The sequence below is a fragment of the Pseudoramibacter faecis genome (assembly GCF_036289405.1).
GTDB classification, from domain to species: Bacteria; Bacillota; Clostridia; order Eubacteriales; family Eubacteriaceae; genus Pseudoramibacter; species Pseudoramibacter faecis.
The window spans coordinates 68,193-87,419 of record NZ_JAYFFI010000002.1 but is presented as its reverse complement, the minus strand read 5'-3'; the positions used below and the strand labels follow the sequence as shown (position 1 = coordinate 87,419).

15 protein-coding genes are annotated in these 19,227 nt (G+C 57.0%); 13 read left to right on the top strand and 2 right to left on the bottom strand.

Features of this window, described 5'->3' with window-relative positions:
• Positions 1–8: 8 nt before the first annotated feature.
• The gene (locus tag V3C63_RS03030) at positions 9–2,387 is read right to left on the bottom strand and encodes a glycyl radical protein (RefSeq protein ID WP_329886353.1); all 2,379 of its coding nucleotides are present in this window, start codon (positions 2,385–2,387) and stop codon (positions 9–11) included.
• On the opposite strand from V3C63_RS03030, the gene V3C63_RS03025 reads away from it, so the two are divergent.
• From V3C63_RS03025 to V3C63_RS03005, 5 genes are all read left to right on the top strand, one after another.
• A complete protein-coding gene (locus V3C63_RS03025) occupies positions 2,386–2,700 on the top strand; it encodes a hypothetical protein (RefSeq protein ID WP_329886352.1) in 315 nt (104 codons plus the stop codon). The genes V3C63_RS03030 and V3C63_RS03025 overlap by 2 nt on opposite strands.
• A 68-nt stretch (positions 2,701–2,768) precedes the next feature.
• Complete coding sequence (locus V3C63_RS03020) at positions 2,769–4,493, top strand: sigma-54 interaction domain-containing protein (protein ID WP_329886351.1); 1,725 nt, start codon at positions 2,769–2,771, stop codon at positions 4,491–4,493.
• 453 nt (positions 4,494–4,946) lie between these two features.
• Positions 4,947–6,605, top strand: coding sequence for a BCCT family transporter (locus V3C63_RS03015; RefSeq protein ID WP_329886350.1), 1,659 nt, complete (start codon positions 4,947–4,949; stop codon positions 6,603–6,605).
• Positions 6,606–7,004: 399 nt separating this feature from the next.
• Complete coding sequence (locus V3C63_RS03010) at positions 7,005–7,760, top strand: helix-turn-helix domain-containing protein (RefSeq protein ID WP_329886349.1); 756 nt, start codon at positions 7,005–7,007, stop codon at positions 7,758–7,760.
• 22 nt (positions 7,761–7,782) lie between these two features.
• A complete protein-coding gene (locus V3C63_RS03005; RefSeq protein WP_329886348.1) occupies positions 7,783–9,786 on the top strand; it encodes a hydantoinase/oxoprolinase family protein in 2,004 nt (667 codons plus the stop codon).
• 3 nt (positions 9,787–9,789) lie between these two features.
• On the opposite strand, the gene V3C63_RS03000 is transcribed toward V3C63_RS03005, so the two are convergent.
• Positions 9,790–11,037: a PocR ligand-binding domain-containing protein gene (locus tag V3C63_RS03000; RefSeq protein ID WP_329886347.1), complete on the bottom strand. Its 1,248-nt coding sequence runs from the start codon at positions 11,035–11,037 to the stop codon at positions 9,790–9,792.
• 149 nt (positions 11,038–11,186) lie between these two features.
• Between V3C63_RS03000 and V3C63_RS02995 the strand changes: the two genes are divergently transcribed.
• From V3C63_RS02995 to V3C63_RS02960, 8 genes are all read left to right on the top strand, one after another.
• The gene (locus V3C63_RS02995) at positions 11,187–12,674 is read left to right on the top strand and encodes an ASKHA domain-containing protein (RefSeq protein WP_329886346.1); all 1,488 of its coding nucleotides are present in this window, start codon (positions 11,187–11,189) and stop codon (positions 12,672–12,674) included.
• A gap of 144 nt (positions 12,675–12,818) precedes the next feature.
• Positions 12,819–14,201 carry a uroporphyrinogen decarboxylase family protein gene (locus V3C63_RS02990; protein WP_329886345.1) on the top strand — a complete coding sequence of 461 codons (1,383 nt, stop codon included), beginning with the start codon at positions 12,819–12,821 and terminating at the stop codon, positions 14,199–14,201.
• Position 14,202: 1 nt separating this feature from the next.
• The gene (locus V3C63_RS02985) at positions 14,203–15,144 is read left to right on the top strand and encodes a CobW family GTP-binding protein (protein WP_329886344.1); all 942 of its coding nucleotides are present in this window, start codon (positions 14,203–14,205) and stop codon (positions 15,142–15,144) included.
• A 185-nt stretch (positions 15,145–15,329) separates the two neighbouring features.
• Entirely contained in the window at positions 15,330–15,701 is a 372-nt protein-coding gene (locus V3C63_RS02980) for a PadR family transcriptional regulator (protein ID WP_329886343.1), read from the top strand.
• 22 nt (positions 15,702–15,723) lie between these two features.
• Positions 15,724–16,701: a GTP-binding protein gene (locus V3C63_RS02975; protein ID WP_329886342.1), complete on the top strand. Its 978-nt coding sequence runs from the start codon at positions 15,724–15,726 to the stop codon at positions 16,699–16,701.
• Between the two features lie 172 nt (positions 16,702–16,873).
• Entirely contained in the window at positions 16,874–17,692 is an 819-nt protein-coding gene (locus V3C63_RS02970; protein WP_329886341.1) for an amino acid ABC transporter substrate-binding protein, read from the top strand.
• Between the two features lie 102 nt (positions 17,693–17,794).
• Positions 17,795–18,445, top strand: a complete 651-nt coding sequence (locus V3C63_RS02965) for an amino acid ABC transporter permease (RefSeq protein ID WP_329886340.1) — start codon at positions 17,795–17,797, stop codon at positions 18,443–18,445.
• A 10-nt stretch (positions 18,446–18,455) separates the two neighbouring features.
• The gene (locus V3C63_RS02960) at positions 18,456–19,226 is read left to right on the top strand and encodes an amino acid ABC transporter ATP-binding protein (RefSeq protein ID WP_329886339.1); all 771 of its coding nucleotides are present in this window, start codon (positions 18,456–18,458) and stop codon (positions 19,224–19,226) included.
• The last annotated feature ends 1 nt before the right edge of the window (position 19,227 follow it).

Here is a 19,227-nt window from a genome sequence, read left to right as displayed (position 1 = left end):
TCAAGTGCTTAGATGGCGGTTTGGGTCGTGCGCGAGATGATGTCGTTTTGGGTTTCGCGGCTGAGTTCGACGAAATAGGCGGTGTAGCCGGCCACGCGGATCAAAAGATCCTTGTGGTCTTCCGGATGGATCTGGGCGTCTTTAAGCTCAGCTTCGTCCACGACGTTAAACTGCACGTGGTAGATGCCCATGGCGCAAAGGCTCTTGAGGAAGGCCATCAGCGAGCCGGTGGCGTTTTCGCCCCGGGCAAAGGCCGGGTCGAGCTTCAAATTGAGCAGGGTGCCCTGGTCGTTGCGGCCGTGGGGGATGTTGGCGACGGAGCTGATGACCGCGCTCATGCCCTGGGTGTCGGTGCCGACATTGGGGCTGACCCCATCGGCTAACGGCATCCATGCGCGGCGCCCGGAAGGCAGCGCCCCCACTTCCATGCCGAAAGGCGTGTTCCCGGAGACCGGCAGGATCCCGCCGGAGAGCTTGCCGTAGCGATTGCGGAAGGTTTCGATATAGTCTTCGATGTAGTTAAAGAGGTCGGTGGCCAGCTGGTTGACCTCTTCGTCGTCATTGCCGTATTTCTTGGCGCTTTGGCACAGGGCGAGGATATCGTCGTAGCCTTCGAAATCGGCGGCGATGGCTTTGACCAGCTCGTCCATCGTGATGACCTTCTTGTCGTAGACCAATTCGCGGACGGCCTGGACGCTGTTGATGAGGTCGGCCACGCCGATGGCGTCAACCCCATCCCCGAGGGAGTAAACCGGGCCGCCGCAGGCGTAGTCCGTCGCCTTTTCGATGCAGCCGTCAAAGGTCAGGGAGGCCACGGGGCAAAGCTGTTCGAGCTGGAGGTGCTGGGTCACTTGATCGCCGGCGACCAGGCCGTGGATTTCGTGGCGCAGCTGGGCCTTCACCGCTTCGAGGAAATCGTCGTAGGCCGCAAAGCGTGTCGGGTCGCCGGTACGGGCGCCGGCATAGCGGCCGTACTTGCGGCTCTTGCCGTCGTTTAAGGCGAATTCCACCGCGTAGCCGAGGTTATAATCCGCATAGGAGGTGTAGTGGCGGGTTTTGCCCGGGATGGTGTTTTCCACGCAGCCGCAGGGGTTCCAGTCGTAGGCTTCTTTTAACGGAATGCCCTTGTTCATCATCATCATCTGGCCGGCCTGGTCGCTGTGGAAAGCCGGGAAGCCGGTGCCCATCTGGATGAGCTCCACCACTTTCTTGAGGAATTTGTCCGGATTCTTGGCCAGGTTGTATTTCACCGAGAGCGACGGCTGATACATCTGCACGTCCATCGTGGCCTGCAGCACCATATAAGACAGCTCGTTGACCGCGTCTTCGCCGTTGTGATCGACGCCGCCGCAGCACACGTTCTGGAACATCGGATAGCCGGCGGAGAAGCGCGCGGTTTCCTGATCCTGGAAGATGCACTGGTTGGAGAACTTTACCCAAAGGCAGTCGAGCAGTTCCTGGGCCTCGTCTTCGGTGATGCGCCCGGCTTCGAGATCGGCCTTGTAATAAGGATAGAGGTATTGATCGATGGAGCCCGGGTTGTAGCTGGCCGACTGGTGTTCCATGAAGATGGCGATCTGGTAGAGATACATCGATTGGATCGCTTCCCAGAAGGTGCGGGCGGGCTTGGCGGGCACGCGCGCGCAGATGTCGGCGATTTTTGTAAGCTCGGCCTTGCGCTTCGGGTCGCCCTCAAGCGCGGCCAGGCGGCGGGCTTCGGCGCCGTAGCGTTCGCCCAAGGTGCGAAGCCCCTCGGTGGTGTATTTGAGCGCGCGCAGGTAATCCAGTTTTTCGAAATCGCCGGGAACGGTGACGTCTAAGGTTTTTTCGACTTCGGCGATGCGCGCTTCCAGGCCTTCCACCCCCTCACGGATGATGCGTTCGTAGTTGGCGGTGAGCTCGCCGGGGCCGCGGACGTTCTTGCGGTCGATGTAGAGCACGCCGCATTCCTTCAAAATTTTGGTTTCTTCCGGAATCTGCTTAAGCCATTTTTCCTGCATCGAGCGGCCGCGCCAATAGGGCACGACGATGTCGAGGAAGGCCTTTTTATCTTCATCGCGGAAGACGAAGGGATCGTTCGGGCGATGGTCGATGGTGTCGAGCTCGTCGTAGATCCAAAGCCAGCTATTGTCCGGCGAGCAAATGCCGCCGCGCTGCTTGCTGCCGGAGGTCCCGACGATGAGTTCTTCGGGATAGATGGTCACGTCCTTTTCCCGGCATTGCTTCAGGAAGGCCCGGCCCTTCTGAACGGCGGGGGTTTCCCCGTCGCTTTCCTGGTAGCCCTTCGTTAACAGGACGGCGTCTTCCATATCGACTTCCGGCGTGGTGTTGAGCACGCGCATTTTGAGCCGGTTGACTCTGGCCAGATAATCTTTTTCGGTTGCCATGATTCATTTCCTCACTTTCCTTATTTATATAACAGAATGGATGGATTGCAAAACTTTTGTTGCCTTCACCCATTTATTACGCAAGGAGTGTGCCAAAGTCCGAAAAAAATTTGAAATTTCGCGCAAAAAACGAGCAAAAAATTTTTTTAGAGCGCGCATTGCCGGTGTATGGCGGGAAGGGCAGACGGTGAGGAAAGCGCCATTCGGATTTCGCGCGGCGCTCGGGCCGCAGACGCGCCGGCAAAGTGCTCTGATTTTTGGCAGATTGCCAAAACCGATGCCATTTTTTGTTGCGGGCCACGGCCAATTCTGATAAAGTGAAGAAAAAATCGGCAGGCGAGGGAAACGGCTTGCGAAGATGTGAAAAGTGGGGGAGGAATCATGATCATTCAGGAGATTTTAGCGCTGTATTCCGAAAGTTATTTAGGGGCGGTGGCGATTTCGGCGGACGAGACCATTGTGGGGATCAATGAGCGGGGTATGGCTTTGCTCAAGACGGACCGCTCGATCTGCGGCCGCCCGCTGAGAGAAGCCGCCCCATTTCTTGGCACCTTGCTGGACGAAGCGGCGAGTGACGCTTTGTCGTTTGGCAACCCGGCCTTCGGCTGCTACGTGCGGCCTTGCGCGGCGATCGGTGAGCCGTTTTTAACCGGTGATCAAAAGATCCTCACCTTCCGGGATGCGGCTTCGGATGTGCAGAGCCTGCTGCTGCGCAATGTGTTCGATCACGTGCGGGAGTCGATCACCATCTGGGATCGAGAGGGCCGGCTGCTCTTCATCAACGACGCGGCCATTCGCCTGGAGGTGCACACCAGCCGGACGGATATCGGCCGATATGTCGGCGATCTTTACGAAGCACAGAACAACAGCGTGCTCGTCATCCCAAAAATGCTTAAGACCAAACAGCCCTATCTGAATCTGCGTCAGGACTTTGTGACGCACCTCGGGCGCAATCTGCAAATCGTCTCGAACAATTACCCGGTGATGGCCGGCGGCCATATGCTTGCGGCGTACAGCATGATGGAAGACTACACCGAGATGGACGCGATGCAAAGACAGATTGTGCAGCTGCAGCACGATTTGCTGACGCGGAGCCGAAAGGGGGGCGGCAAGCGGAGCAACGCCCTCGCGGCGCGCTACCATTTCGACGATATCAAATTCGGCAGCCCGAGGATGAAAAAGGCCGTCGACCGCTGCAAAATGATCGCCCAGTCGGACTATCCGGTGATGATCTATGGAGAAACCGGCACGGGGAAGGAGCTCTTTGCCCAAAGCATCCACAACGCCAGCGATCGCAGCGACGGCCCATTCATCGCCATCAACTGCGCGGCGATCCCGACGACGTTGCTCGAGTCGATTCTCTTCGGGACCGAGAAAGGGGCCTACACCGGGGCGGATAAACGAGAAGGTCTGTTCGAGCAGGCTGACGGCGGGACACTGCTCCTCGACGAGCTCAATTCGATGGACGTGACGCTGCAGTCCAAGCTGCTGCGGGTCATTCAGGAAAAGACGTTTTATCACGTCGGGGGGAGCGTACCCATCCGCGTCGATGTGCGCATTATTTCCAACATCAACCAACCGCCGGAAGAGGCGGTGAAGGCAGGCGTGCTCCGGGAGGACCTTTATTATCGGCTTGGGGTTATCATCATTAAAATTCCGCCGCTGCGCGAACGCAAGGAGGATATTTATCTGCTGTGCCGGCAGTTTATCCGAACGGTGAACAAAAAATTGAAGAAAAATATCGATGAGGTGTCGGACACGGCGGAGGCGCTCTTCGATGCCTACCACTGGCCGGGCAATGTGCGAGAATTGCAACACGCCATCGAGTTTGCCGCCAACATCATGCCCCGGGAGGAGACGGTGATCACCCCCGAATATCTGCCGGACCGCATCTTGGAGCAGGTCCGCGGGGCGCCGCCGTCGGATGAGCCAAAAACGCCGTCGCTTGAAGCCGTCCTTCGGGAGACCGGGCATCGTTACCTGCGGCGGGCGTTGGACAAAAACGGCGGCAATGTCTCCCAAACGGCAAGAGACCTCGGCATCACCAGGCAAAACCTTCAGCACCGGATGAAAAAATACGGGGTGGAGAAGGGCGAGAAAAAATAATGCACGACAGGTGCGAAGGAAGCGCTTCTTTCGCACTTTTTTGCTGCGCCTTCATAAGGGAAGGACTTTTTTGGTCGCGGGGAAGAGCGCGTAAAAAGACGAGATTTTCAAAAGCGGAATGAAGGTTTCGTAATTTTTTTGTTTTTTGGCAATTATTTGGATTTAATTTGGCAAATATATCGGCGGTGTTAAAGCATCGGCGCCGGCGGCTGGGCGGAGGCGGGCGGGATGAAGTCTTAAAGCGGAAAAAAGGGCTTAAACTTTGCCAAACCTCGGCTTTTTTAAACTTTTTATGGCCAAAATGGGGCCTTTAATCATTTGCAAAAGAAAGCCCTATTTATAAAAAAAATTTCCAAAAGCGATAACCTAAAAGGATTACACTATCTTTAATCATTGGATTGCTGGCGTGGGGACGCGAGCGAAAAAAGGATAATAGATAGAGGAGAAAATATTATGTCAGACAAAGATTCTCGAAAAGCAAAGTTTGACTGGAAAGAAATCGACAAACGCGTCATGATTCCGGGCTCCGTTTGCTTGCTGCTCGTTGTGTTGATCGGGGCTGTGTTCCCGACTCGGTCGGAAACGGCGCTCACCGCGGCCGTCGCCTGGATCATGGATCATTTCAAATGGATGTATATTATTTTCATCGTCGGCGTGACGATCTTCAGTCTGTGGCTGGTCTTCAGCAAGACGGGGGATGTGAAACTCGGGGGCAAGAAGGCCAAGCCGAGCTTTAGCATGCTGACCTGGATCACCCTGTCGCTGACGGGGACGATCGCCGTCGGGATCTGCTTTTACGGCGTTTCCGGCCCGGTCAACACCTTCATGAACATGCCGAAGTTTTTGGAAGTTCAGGGCTTTAAATCCGGCACGCCCCAAGCCGTGGTGCCCACATTGGAATACTGCTTCCTGCATTATGGCATTCCGTCTTATTTCTTAATGGTCTTCTTCGGGCTGGCCATCGCCATTTTGTATTACAACGGCAAGAAAGACCTGCACGGCAGCTCGACGCTCTATCCGCTGTTGGGCGAAAAGACCAAAGGCATCATCGGCCAGCTGGTTAACATCATGATGATCGTCTGCCTGATCGTCTGCGGGACGAACATGGGCCTCGCCGTCATCCAGCTCAATTCCGGCATCGGTACCGTGGCGGGGATGAGCCACACGCCCAACTTCCTGATGGCGCTCATCATCTTCTACACCGTGGCGACGGTGATCTTCGCCACCTCCGGCGCGCACAAGCTCATGGGGAAACTCTCCAACATCAACGCCGTGTGCTACGTCATCATTTTGGTATTCATTCTGTTTGCGACCAACTTCAACCGCACCTTTGAGCTGCTCTTCACCTCGGTCGGGCGCTTTGTGATGGATTTTGTGCCGATGGTCACCTTCGGCGACCCGGTCTATCAAACCGGCTGGCAGAACAGCAACTCGATGTTCTATTTCGCCTGGAACTTCGTCCCGGCCATGATGCAGTGCCTGTTTTACGTCAGCATCTCCTACGGCAGAACCCTGCGCCAGTTCATCGTTGTCAATTGCCTGGTGCCCTGCATCGTTGTGTTCACCTGGTATTCGGCCTTCGGCGGCAACGCGATGTTCGGTATTTTAAACGGCAGCAACCTCTGGGTTCAGATGCAGAAGTTCGGCGCTGGGATCTCGACCTTCGCTTTCCTGGGCACCCTGCCCCTGGGCAATGTGATGAAATGGTTCTTCCTGATCGTCGCGATCATGACCTTCATCACATTCTCGGACTCGGTGGCCTATTCCTTCCCCATGCTCTTCTTAAAGGACACGGAAGCGGATCCGTCGCTCACCAAACAGCCGAAGATCTTAAACGCGGCCATCGCCATCTTCATGGGCGTGCTCACGGCAGTGCTCCTCTTTGTCGGCGGCTACGACGCGCTCAACATGGTGGTGGTGGTGCTCGGCTTCCCAGCTTGTGTCATCCAGATCTTTGTGTTGATCTCCATCGTTAAGTTCCTGCGCAACCGCGAGAAATACGATATTACCTATCAGGAGGAAATGAAAGAGAAAGAGGCCGCGCGGAAAGAAGAAATTCGCGCCATCGAGCGCGAAGAACTCGAAAAGCAGGCGGCGTCGCCCGAAGGCTAACACCGGCGAAAACCACCCGTCCCTTTGGTCAACCTTGCCCCCGGCGCCCCAGCCGGGGGTTTTCTTGTGGCCGGCGCTCTTGCCGGCTTCGGTCAGATAAAACTTTGCCCGGGCGATGCTCTTTTTGGCCGGAAATCCTTTTGGATTTTTTTAAAAAATTTCAGGGCGTTTTTGGCCGAAAGCAGGCCGAAAGGGATATTTTTTGGGCCAAAAGGCGCCGGAAGCCCCCCAAGGGAGGGCAGGTATCCGCGAAAAAAACATAAAAAAAATACCAAAAACAAAAGGAAAACAAAAAACGATTTCAAGCGCGAGCGCTATAATGGTTTCACCGAATGTGAAAACCGTGAATAACGGCAGATGAACCGGACCGTTTGGAGAAATGGAGAAAGAAGGGGTCTTATGGGAAAGATGATCGATATTCGCATGTTTCATGAATGCTTTGGCAGCCACCGGCACGATTATCCGCAGATTTTGGTGCCGCTGAAAAAGGCGATGACCATCGATGTCGGCGGCGAAAACTTTGAGCTCACGCCAAAGCAGCTGTGCTTTATCCCCCGGGGCATGGCGCATCAATGCGCCTTTGAAGGGGAATTGCTCGCGTTAAACATCTCGGGGCCGCTGGTGCAAAAGGAAGTCGACAGCCTGTTGACGCATCCGGTGGTCGCGCCGATGCAAGACCAGATCCTCATGCTGGTGGAGCTCATCCGCATGGAGCTCAAGCACAACCCGGCCAGCCAGTCGGTGGATCTGCTCTACACCTATTTATACAGCAAGCTGGTGGAAAACCAGCAGCCGCCGTCGATTCGCTACGTCGACGAGCGCTATACCGGAGCCATCACGGTGGAGGAATTGGCGGCCATCGAAAATTACAGCGTCGCCTATTACAACAACTGGTTTAAAAATCAGACAGGGATGTCCCCGGGGGCCTATATCCGCTGCCGGCGCATTGAAAAGGCCAAGGAACTTTTGCGAGAGACGCGCTATGGCGTGACGGAGATTGCCCTGATGGTGGGCTACAGCAGCAATTCCACCTTCACCCGGGCCTTCAGCGCGCAAACGGGCATGGCCCCCAAGCGCTTTCGCACGAGCGCCCAGAAGATCCGGCGGCAAAATCGGGCCCGGGTCCTGAGCACGCAGCCGGGGATGGCCATTTAAAGCAAGATAACAGGAGCAGCAGATGATTGGCATCGGCATCGATACCGGCGGCACCTGCACTGACGCGGTGGTCTACGACCTGGGCGCGAATCGGGTGCTGGCCGCCGCAAAGACAGAAACCACCAAAAAAGATTTAAAAATCGGCATCGAGAAGGCCCTGCGGGCGCTTCCAACGGACAAATTGCGCGCCTGCGGCCAGGTCGCCCTTTCGACGACGTTAGCGACCAACGCCTGCGTGGAGGATCGGGGCGGCCGGGGCAAGCTCATCCTCATCGGGGTCAGCCGCCGGGTGCTCGAAGAGACCTACAAAAACTACGGCTTCGACAACCTCGCCGACGTGATGCTCCTCGAGTGCAAAATCAGTGCGAACGTGACTCATTCAGAGCAGCCGGACTGGGCGGCGTTTGAACGGGAAGTCCCGGCGTTTATCGCCCATTGCGATTGTGTCAGCATCGTGCAGCTGTTCTCGGCGGATCACCTCGGCGCCTACGAAACCCGGGCGGCCGAGATCATCCATCGGGTCAGCGGCGTGCCGGTGATCCTCGGCAACACCCTCTTCCCCGACCGCAACGCCATCCGCCGGGGGGCGGGCGCTCTGCTCAACGCTCGACTCGTTCCGGTGATCTACGCCTTTCTCACGGCGATCGAGGCGGTATTTGGCGAGATGGGCATGGAGCATCCGCTGACCATCGTCCGCAGCGACGGCTCCCAGATGTCGAAGGATTTCGCCCTGCGCCATCCGGTGGAAACCCTGCTCTGCGGGCCGGCGGCCAGCGTGATCGGCGCGAACACCCTGGCCCGCACCGAGGACGCCATCGTCGTCGATATGGGCGGCACCACGACGGACATCGCTGTCATCGAAGGCGGCCAGGCCCTGCGCACCGACGAGGGCATTCAGGTCGGCGAGTGGAAGACCTTTGTGAAAGGGCTTTACATCGACACCTTCGGCCTCGGCGGAGACACGGCCGTCCATTACGATTTCGACGGCAAGGTCTATCTCGAAAACTACCGCGTGGTTCCCCTGTGCGCCCTGGCCAAGGTTTATCCGCAGATCAAGGAAAACCTTGAGCGGCTGGATTTGTCCAACCGGGTGCATCCCTATTATCTGCACGAATTTTTCTGCCTGATCGGCGATCCGGAGGGCGATGCGGCGTTAAGCGCCGACGAGCGAAAGCTTTGCGCAGCGCTTCAAAAGCGGCCTCTTTCGCTGGAAGAAATCGGCGCCGTGATGAATGAGGAGATCTATAAACTTTCCCTCGAGCATCTGGAAAAGAGCGGGATGATCATGCGCTCGGGCTTCACCCCGACGGACGCCATGCACATCCTTGGGGACTACGACGCCTACGACGGCGAGGCCTCCCGGCACGCGGCGGCCTTTATCGCCCGCTCGGCCCACGAAGACGGCATCGAGAGCCTGTGCCGCACGGTTTACGATTTGGTTGAAAAGCGGATGTATTGCAATGTGGTGCGCATTTTGCTGGAATCCTCCTGGAGCGGGCCCAATCACGAGGTGCCGGGCGAGCAGATGCGCCGCTACATCGCCGACAGCTACGAAATGAAAAAGCGGGGCAGGGCCGGCCTTTTGGGCTCGCTCTTTACGACCCGGGCGAAGCTCATCGGCGTCGGCGCGCCGACCCATGTGTTCTTGCCGAAGGTCGCCGAGCTTTTGGATACCGAGGCCGTCATCCCGGAATACGCCCAGGTGGCCAACGCGGTGGGGGCCATCGCCGGGCAGGTGGTGGCGCGCTCGGAGGTCATCATCAAGCCCATTCCGGAATCGGAAATCTTTGAGGTGCGCGCCGAGGATGCCCGAAAGCCCTTCGAGACCTACGAAGAAGCCCTGGCTTTCGCGGAAGAAAACGGCCGGCGGCTGGCCAAAGAAAAAGCGCGGGCGCAGGGCGCACTGGGAAAGATCGAAGTGGCCGCGGCGCTCACGCGCAAGGAAGCGAAGACGCAATACGGCAGGAATATCTGGTTTTATAGTCAGTTGATCTGCACCGCGGTGGGCAAATCGAGGCGGGAATAAATCCTATCGGAACTGCTTAGGGGTCAGCCCCGTTTGGTGCTTGAAGACCTTGGTGAAATAGCTCTGGTCGTTAAAGCCGCAGGAGACGGCGATCTCCATGATGGGATAATCCGTGTCGGCCAGCAGGCGCTTGGCCTCCTCGACCCGGGTGATGTTCAGATGCTCCTTGAAGGCGTGGCCGGTCACCTGCTTGAACAGCGTCGAAAGGTAGGACGCGTTGATGTGCAGGTGGTCTGCCAAATCGGAGAGAGTGATGTTCTCCGCGAAATGGGCGGCGATGTAGCGGGTCGCGCTCTTAATGGTTTTGTTGCTTTTGTCCGAGGCATAAAATAAGCTGTCGGTGAAAATTTCCATGTTGTCCTGGAAGGTGTAACATATGCCGTAAATATCCTTGGATTCCATGATCGACTGAATCAATTTGTTGTTCATCGCGAGGATCATGTCGATGTCGGAGCCGCGGTTGATGGCCGCCCGGGACAACAGCGTGCACAGCTCCATGATCCGTACCTTGATGCGGTTGACATCGTGGTTCTCGCTGAGAAAGAGATAACCGAGCAAATCGTTAAAGATGCTTCTGGCGTCGGCGATATCGCCGGAGATCACCTTGGCGATGAGCAGGTTTTCTTTATCGATGGGGTAGGGCTCTCCGGTTTTAACGCCGCTGTGTTTATACATCTGGATGGATTCGTTGATGCGGGACTGCTGCAAAAGCTTGCCGTGGTTAAACTCCTGAAGCTCGCGGCTGCCGGCGATTAGTGAATTGGTCAGATAATTGAGGAGGCGGCTGATGTAGGTGGCTTTGGTCGGCGAGACCACCTGGATTTGATGGGAAAAGTCCGAGAGCAAAAGCAGAGATTTGGTGTCGAGTTTGTATTTGCCCGCGATGTCGATGATTAAATCCGCGTCGGCTTCGTCCATCAAAAAGGGCCCTGCGATGACGGAGCCGAACATCTTTTCCCGGCTGATGATGGGAAAGACGATGTGATACAGGCCGGCGTGGCAACAAAAGAAGCACGCTTCGCCGATGCTCACGGCGCGCTGTGCGCCGATCAAATGCTCCTGGGCGCAGGATTCTTCCGGCGGGATGTTGCGGGCGAACTGCTTGCAGAAGGAGGAGACCTGCCCGGCGGACATGACGATTTTGCCGTCTTCGTCGAGCAGCTGCACGAAAAGATTCGTGCAGGCGTGAAAAGCCTCGAGCATTTCGTTCAGATTCTTTTTAGGAAAATAATTGAAGAGATAAGACGTCAAAATAGGAACTCCTTTCGTTATAATGTTATTTATTATAGCATAAAACGATAACATTCCGAAAAAGAATTTCAAAAAAATTACCAAACTGAAAAAAATTACGATAACATCGCGGCGCCTTCTGGCGCCGCCGATGCACTGGGAGGCAGACCATGCAGCAATTGACCTTTGAAGCCGCGGCGTGCGGCCAAAACCTTTTGACTTATTGCCAGGAGCAAGGCATTTATCTGGCGGCGGCCTGCGGGGGCAACGGCACCTGCGGCAAATGCCGGGTGCTGGTGACGGCAGGCGCCGGCGCGCCGACAGCGCAGGATCAAATCGTTTTTAGCGCCGAGGAGCTGGCCGCGGGTTGGCGGCTGGCCTGTTGCCTGACCATCACGGCAGGCATGGCGGTGCAATTGCCGGACGCCGATGCGGAAGAGGCCATCGAAGCGGCGGCGGACTTTAACGCGCCGGCGGGCTCGGGCTCTAAAATCTTTGGGGGCGCGGGAAGTCCCTGGGTGGTCGCAGCGGATATCGGCACGACCACCATCGCGGCCTCGCTGGTGGACGGGGCGAGTGGCCTTGTGGTGAAGACGGTGACGGGCATCAATCATCAGCGCCGCTTCGGCGCCGATGTCATTACCCGCATCGAAGCGGCGGGAAAGGGCAAGCTTGCACTGCTGCAGGAGCAGATTGCAGGCGACCTTGGGGCGCTGGCCGCACAGTTAGGCGTCGATGGGGCGGCCGCGCCCTTTGTGATCGCGGGCAACACGACGATGGAGCATTTGCTTCAGGGGCTTGACTGCCGCAGTCTCGGTGTCGCGCCCTACACCCCGGTGGACATCAGCCTGCACTGTTGTGGGCAGATGCTCATCATGCCGGGAATCAGCACCTTCGTGGGAGCGGACATCGTCAGCGGGGTGGTGGCCTGCGGCATGGACCAAAGCGACGAGATCGCCCTGCTCATCGATCTGGGCACCAACGGGGAGATGGTCATCGGCAACCGGCAGCGGATGCTCGCGGCATCCACCGCGGCGGGGCCAGCCTTCGAGGGCGGTAATATCCAGTGTGGCACGGCGGGGATTCCCGGGGCGATCGCTGCGCTCACCATCGACGGCGAGACCCCGCAGGTGACGACCATCGGCGGCGAAGCGCCGGTGGGTATCTGCGGCACCGGGGTGCTCGAGACGGTTTATGAGCTGCTCAAAGCCGAGATCGTCGACGAGACCGGCCTGATGGACGACGATTATGCCGACGAGGGTTATCCCCTGGCGCCGGGCGTCGTGTTTACCGCTCAGGATATCCGCGAGGTGCAGCTCGCCAAGTCGGCGATTCGAGCCGGGATGGAAGTGCTGCTGACCCACTACGGCATCGCGGCGGAGGATGTCGAACGGGTATATCTGGCCGGGGGCTTCGGCCAGAAGATCGATGTGGATAAGGCCATCGGCATCGGCCTCTTGTCGGAAGCCTTCGCCGGGCGCATTGCGGCGGTGGGCAACAGCGCTTTGGCCGGAGCGGTGATGCTGGCCCGGGACGACACTTTGCAGGCGCGCTTTGTGCGCGTGGCCGAGATGGCCGAAGAGGTGGCGCTGGCCGAGGACGTCCATTTTAGCGAATGGTTCATGGAATACATGTTTTTCCCGGAGGATGACGCATAGCGCGAAAAAGGTGACAAAAAAAGTGGCAGATCGCCAAAGTAATGACCAAAGGGAAGCCTATTGATGCTGTACGCTTTATGAGAGCCGTGTGATAACGGTTAAAATGAATGATTGAATGAATCAAATGGATCAGGAGGACAAACGATGAAAGATTTGGTATTGCGGACTTTAAAACACGAAACCGTCGAGCGGGCGCCTTGGGTGCCCTTTGCCGGGGTTCACGCTGGGCATTTGAAGGGCTACACCGCCACGGAAATGTTGACCGACGCCGATAAAGCCTTCGAATCGCTGATGGAGGTGAACAAGCTCTATCGCCCCGACGGCCAGCCGGTGATTTTCGATTTGCAGATCGAGGCGGAATGTCTGGGCTGCGATTTGACCTGGGCCGACGACTGCCCGCCCTCGGTGTCGGGGCATCCGCTGGAAACCGACGACGAGGACGAGCCGCCGCAAATCCCCTGCGACTGCACGATCCCGACCAAGGCCTCCGGCCGTATCCCCTACGTGCTTGAGGTCATGCGCTGCATGAAAGAAGCGGTGGGCGATACCACGGCGCTTTACGGACTGATCTGCGGGCCCTTCACCCTGGCATCTCACTTGCGGGGCAACGCTGTCTTCACCGATATGTTCGATTTTGAAGATGAGGTGAAAGAACTCTTTGCTTTCTGTGCTCGCGTGTGCATGAAGATGATCGACTACTATGCCGAGGCAGGTATGGATGTGATCGCGCTGGTCGACCCGCTGATTTCCCAGATTTCCTCCGACGACTTTGAAATCTTTGTCGCCGATCCCTATAAAGAAATTTTTGAATACATCCGCGAAAAGGGCGCTTTCTCTTCGTTCTTTGTTTGCGGGGACGCAACCCGCAACGTCGAGGAAATGTGCAAAACCCATCCGGATTCCATCTCGGTGGACGAAAACGTCGATCTCGTGAGGGCCAAGGCCATCTGCGATGACTACAACATCGCCATCGGCGGCAATATCCCGCTGACCACAGTCATGCTCTTGGGCAATCAGCAGGACAATATGAAGTGCGCCATCGATATCCTCGACAGCGTCGACAGCAAAAAGAACTTTATCCTGGCGCCGGGCTGCGACATGCCCTTTGACGTACCGGTGGAAAACACCATCGGGGTGGCCCAGGCGGCCCTCGAAACGGAATCGGTGCGTAAGATGGTGGAAAACTACGAAGCCGAAGCCGTTGATACCTCCGGCGTTGAGCTTCCGGATTACGAGCGTCTTGAAAAACCGTTAATCGAAGTTTTCACCCTTGACTCTGCCCAATGTGCGGCCTGCGGCTACATGATGAACGCAGCCTATACCGCCGTCGAAAAATTCGGAGACCAAATCGACATGGTCGAATACAAATACATCTACCGGGAAAATGTCGCCCGCTGCGTGAAGATGGGCGTGCCCAATCTGCCGTCGATGTATATCAACGGCGAGTTGAAATACCGCTCGATCATTCCCTCCAACGAAGAGCTGGAGCGGGTCATCCAAGAAACCATTGACGCCATGGCCAAGTAATATGGCGACAGAACTTTATCTGATCACCGGCTTTCTCGGCGCGGGCAAAAGTACCTTGCTCAAAAATTTCATTCGGCTCTTTGCCGGGCGCAAAGTGCAGCTGATCATCAACGAGTTTGGCCGGGCCGGCATCGACGGGGCGCTTTTGGCCGAGCTCGACGCCGAGCTTTCGGAGATCACCGGCGGTTCAGTGTTTTGCTCTTGTCGCATCGATCAATTCGTCAGCGCCATCGAAAAATTTGTCGCGGATGATACGGAGGTGGTGTTGGTGGAGGCCTCGGGCCTGTCGGATCCGACGGGGGTGCGCGGGCTCTTTGGCGAGGGGCGCCAGTTTCCGGCCATCGCTTATAAAGGCGCGATCTGTTTGATCGACGCGGTGCGCTTTCCCAAGATTTATGCCAAATCCCGGACGGCGACCAAGCAGCTGGCGGCCAGCGATGTGCTGATCGTCAATAAGATCGACAAGGCCACCCCCGAACAGCTGCAGGCGACCGAAGAATTGGTGCGCGCTCAGCGGCCGGATCTGCCATTGATTGAGACGCGCTTCGGCCAAATTGATGTGTCCATTCTGGATCAGCTGGCCGGACAGGTCGACCACGCGGCGGCGCCCATGCCGCTAACCGCCGACCTCACGCTGCGCAAGATGCTCCTCACTTTTAAGCCCGGGATAGAGCGGCAGGCGCTTGAAAAATGCATCCGCATGTTCCTCGAGGTGACCTTTCGGGTGAAGGGCTTCGTGCAGACGGCCGAGGGGCTCGTGCTCGTCGACGCCGTGGGCACGGATCTGGTCATCACCCCCTACGCCGGGGCGGTGCGACCGGAACTCATCGGCAAGCTCGTGATTTTATCCGGGGCGAAAATGCCGATGGCCTCCCGGGTCAAGGAGGCCGCGCGGTGGTACGAGCAGGAGGTGGCGGATCTGCAGGCCGGCGACCAACGGTAAAAGCGTGTGTTTGGCGAAGGGGGCACCCTTCGCCTTTTTTCGTGGCGCGGCCAAGGATAAAAACAAAGTTATAATAATCGAAAAAAATCACAAAATAACCGGTTGCCGTCGTTGTATGATGGAGCTATCAGACATGATCTGATAGATGCGTTGATTCATTCATATCACATTGGCGGGGAGGTGCGATGACGCAGACAAAGACCTGCAGTTGTGAAGGCAAATCGCTGGATCATTTTTTACAGCCGGCTATTCTCGCACTGTTGGCCACAGAGGATCTTCACGGCTTTGCGATGGTGAAGGCCATCGGCGAAAACGCCATGTTCCACGGAACGACGCCGGATTCCACCGGGGTCTACCGATTTTTGAAAAAAATGCACGAACAGAGCCTGGTCACGGCGACGGATGTCGACCAGGAGCATCTGCCGGCGAAACGCTGCTACCACCTCACGGCAAAGGGCCGGATGTGCCTTGCGAGCTGGCGGCGGACCCTGCACGCTTATATCGGCGATTTGGCGCGTTTTGTCAGCGCGCTTGACGCGCTGGAACTGGAAGATTAAATTCAATACGAGGAGAGAGAAGATGAAAAACACGCAATTGATTTTGGTTGGCGGCTTTTTAGGGGCCGGCAAGACCACGATTTTAAAACAGACGGCCGCTCGGCTTAAAAAACAGGGCAAGGCGGTGGGCCTGATCACCAACGATCAGGCCACGGATCTGGTGGATACCACGGTGCTGCAAGGCAGCGGCGACGCGGTGGAGGAGGTTAGCGGGAGCTGTTTTTGCTGCAATTTTAACGGCTTTGCCGACGCCATCGACGCGGTGACCGAGGCCATCGGCGACGGCGGGGTGGTTGTGGCCGATCCGGCCCGCCTGCAAAAGATCCTTGACGGGACCCACGCTACCGCTTCTTATATCATGAGCAAGCAGTTCGACGAGTCCGATATCATCCTCATCAATAAAATCGATACCCTGAGCGAAGCGTCGCAGGGCGACTTGCTTCGCCAAACGGCCGAACGCTGGCCGAAGTCGAAGGTGATGTTAGCCAGCGCCAAAGAAGGAGAAGGCCTTGCCCAATGGCTTGAAGCCGTGACGAAGGCGCAGCCCGTTGGCGCCAATCTGGCCGAGGTCGATTACGACATTTATGCCGATGGCGAAGCGGCCTACGGCTGGCTCAACGCGACCTACACCTTTGGGGAAAGCGACGGGGATTACAAGGCGGCCGCGGCGAATTTCCTCCAGATGTTGGGCAATGATTTGTCCCAGGCGGGCGCTGCCATCGGCCACGTGAAGTTTTTGCTGCAAACGAAAGGTTATCAATATCTCGGAAACCTTACCGGCGAGGCGGATACTGCGACCTTGAGCCGTGAAGCCGCCGAGGCGGACGCCGTGACCCTGACGGTCAACGCCCGGGCTGAGGTGGGTCTGGACGCGCTGCAAAAAATTGTTTTGAAGGCCATCGACAAAGCCTTCGATGCCTTCACCCCGGTGGACACGAGCATCCGCACGCTGATTCCCGGTCGCCCCAACCCGACCTATCATTACGACCGCGTGATCTGAGTGCGGCCGCTTTGACAAAACCAAAGCATCGGCCTGTCGCTCGGCGGCAGGTCTTTTTGTTTCTTTTTCGTTTTTCGGAATTTAAAATCCCGGCAGATTCGCCGTTGTAATGCAATAAAGCATATGATAGAATAAATTTAAAACTTTCTGAAAGAAAAGGAGAGAGCGAAACATGAAAAAGAAATGGTTAGTGGTGACCTTTGCGGCGGCGATGGCCATGGTTGTGCTGGCGGGCTGCGGCTCGGGGAGCAAAAGCAGCAGCAAGTCCGAAGTGAAAAACGACAGCAAGACCTTTGTCATCGGGGTGGACGATACCTTTCCGCCGATGGGTTTTCGGAACAAAAAAAATAAAATCGTCGGCTTCGACATCGACATGGCCCGGGAGACGGCCAAGCGCATGGGTCAGGAGTTCAAAGTGCAGGCTATCAACTGGGACACCAAGGAAATGGAACTGAAGAACGATAAGATCGACGCGATCTGGAACGGCCTGTCCATCACCGACGAACGCAAGAAGGCCATGGACTTCACCAAGCCCTATCTGGAAAACGATCAGGTCATCGTGGTGAAGAAGGATTCCGGCATTAAGACCAAGGCGGATCTCGCCGGCAAAACCGTCGGCTGCCAGAAGGGCTCCTCGGCGGAAGACGCCCTGATGAACGATGCCATCGGCAAGAAGATCAAAGGCGGTCAGGCCACCGAGTTTGACGAAAATGTTTCGGCCTTTGAAGACCTCAATGCCGGGCGCATCGACGCCATGGTGGTCGACTCGGTGGTGGCGCGTTACTATATCGCCAAGCACAAGAGCGATTTCAAGGTGCTCGGCGAAAGCCTGTCGCCGGAACAATACGGTGTCGCCGTGAAGAAGGGCAACACCCAAATGCGCGACAAGATCCAACGCGCGCTGGACGACATGAAGAAGGACGGCACCGCCGCGAAGATTTCTAAAAAGTGGTTTGGCCAGGATATTATCTACAACTGGACAGCCAAGTAACGGCGCTGTGGGACGAAACGGAAAAACAAGGGACAGGCTTCTCTGCGGAGAGGCCTGTTGCTGTTTTGACGGCGTGGCCGTCGCATTCAACAGGAGAAATGGATGGATTATGTTTTAACGCTGCTGACGGCAATCATGGCCGGCCTGGGGAAGACCCTTTCCTTGTTTGCCATTTGCCTGATCGTGTCGCTGCCGCTGGGCTTTGGCATCACAATGATGCTGCGCAGCCGGGTGAGGCTGGTGAAGGCCGTCGCCGAGGTCTATGTGTATATTCTGCGGGGGACGCCGCTGCTGCTGCAACTCTTTTTTGTGTATTTCGGGCTGCCCTTCATCCCGGGCATCGGCAAGGTTTTGATGTTCGACCGCTTCACCGCGGCCTGTGTGGCCTTTGCCCTCAACTATGCGGCCTATTTTGCGGAGATCTTCCGCGGCGGCCTGCTCGCCATCGACGACGGCCAATACGAGGCGGCCAAGGTGCTGGGGCTGACCCGCGGGCAGACGATGCTTCACATCATCATTCCCCAGATGATTCGCGTGAGCCTGCCGTCGGTGTCCAACGAGACCATCGTGCTGGTGAAGGATACGGCGCTCGTCACCGCGATTGCCGTGCCGGAAATCATGTATTACGCCAAGGGGGCGGTGGTGCGCGACGCGGACACCACCGCGTTCATCGTCGCCGGCGGGATTTATCTGGTCATCAATTTTGTGATTACGTTGATTTTCAAACAGCTGGAAAAGAAAGCAGATTTTTAGGAGGCGCGCCATGGATCAACAACAAATGCAGCCGGTGATTTGCGTCGCCGGCCTGAACAAAAGCTTCGATGATAACCAGGTGCTCAAGGATATCGGCTTTGAAGTGAACCGGGGCGACGTGGTGGCGATTATCGGCTCGTCGGGCTCCGGCAAGTCGACCCTGCTGCGCTGCCTCATCGATCTGGAACAGGCCGACGGCGGCACCATTGCCATCGAAGGGCAGCCCTTGATGCAAGGCGGCGTGCAGGCTCAGCCGGCCGCCGTGCGCCAGATCATCGCCAAAATGGGCATGGTCTTCCAGCATTTCAATCTTTTCCCCCATTTGTCGGTGCGCAAGAATCTGCTTCTCGCGCCACGTCTGGCCCGGGGCGCATCCAAGGCGGAGATGGAAGCACATTGCGAAGCGCTGCTCGACAAGGTGGGGCTGAGTCAGCGCGTCGATGCCATGCCTTCGACGCTTTCCGGCGGGGAGAAGCAGCGGGTGGCCATCGCCCGGGCGCTGATGATGAATCCGGACATCCTCCTCTTTGACGAGCCGACGTCGGCCCTCGATCCGGAGCTGACCGGCGAGGTGCTGCAGGTCATGGCGGATCTGGCCCGGGAGAATATGACGATGATCGTCGTGACCCACGAAATGGGCTTTGCCCGTTCCGCGGCGAACAAGGTGCTCTTCATGGACGGCGGCGTGATTCTCGAATCCGGCTCACCGGCGCAGATTTTTGAGCATCCCCGATACCAGCGCACCAAAGATTTTCTCGCCTCGATCACCGATAAAGAATAAA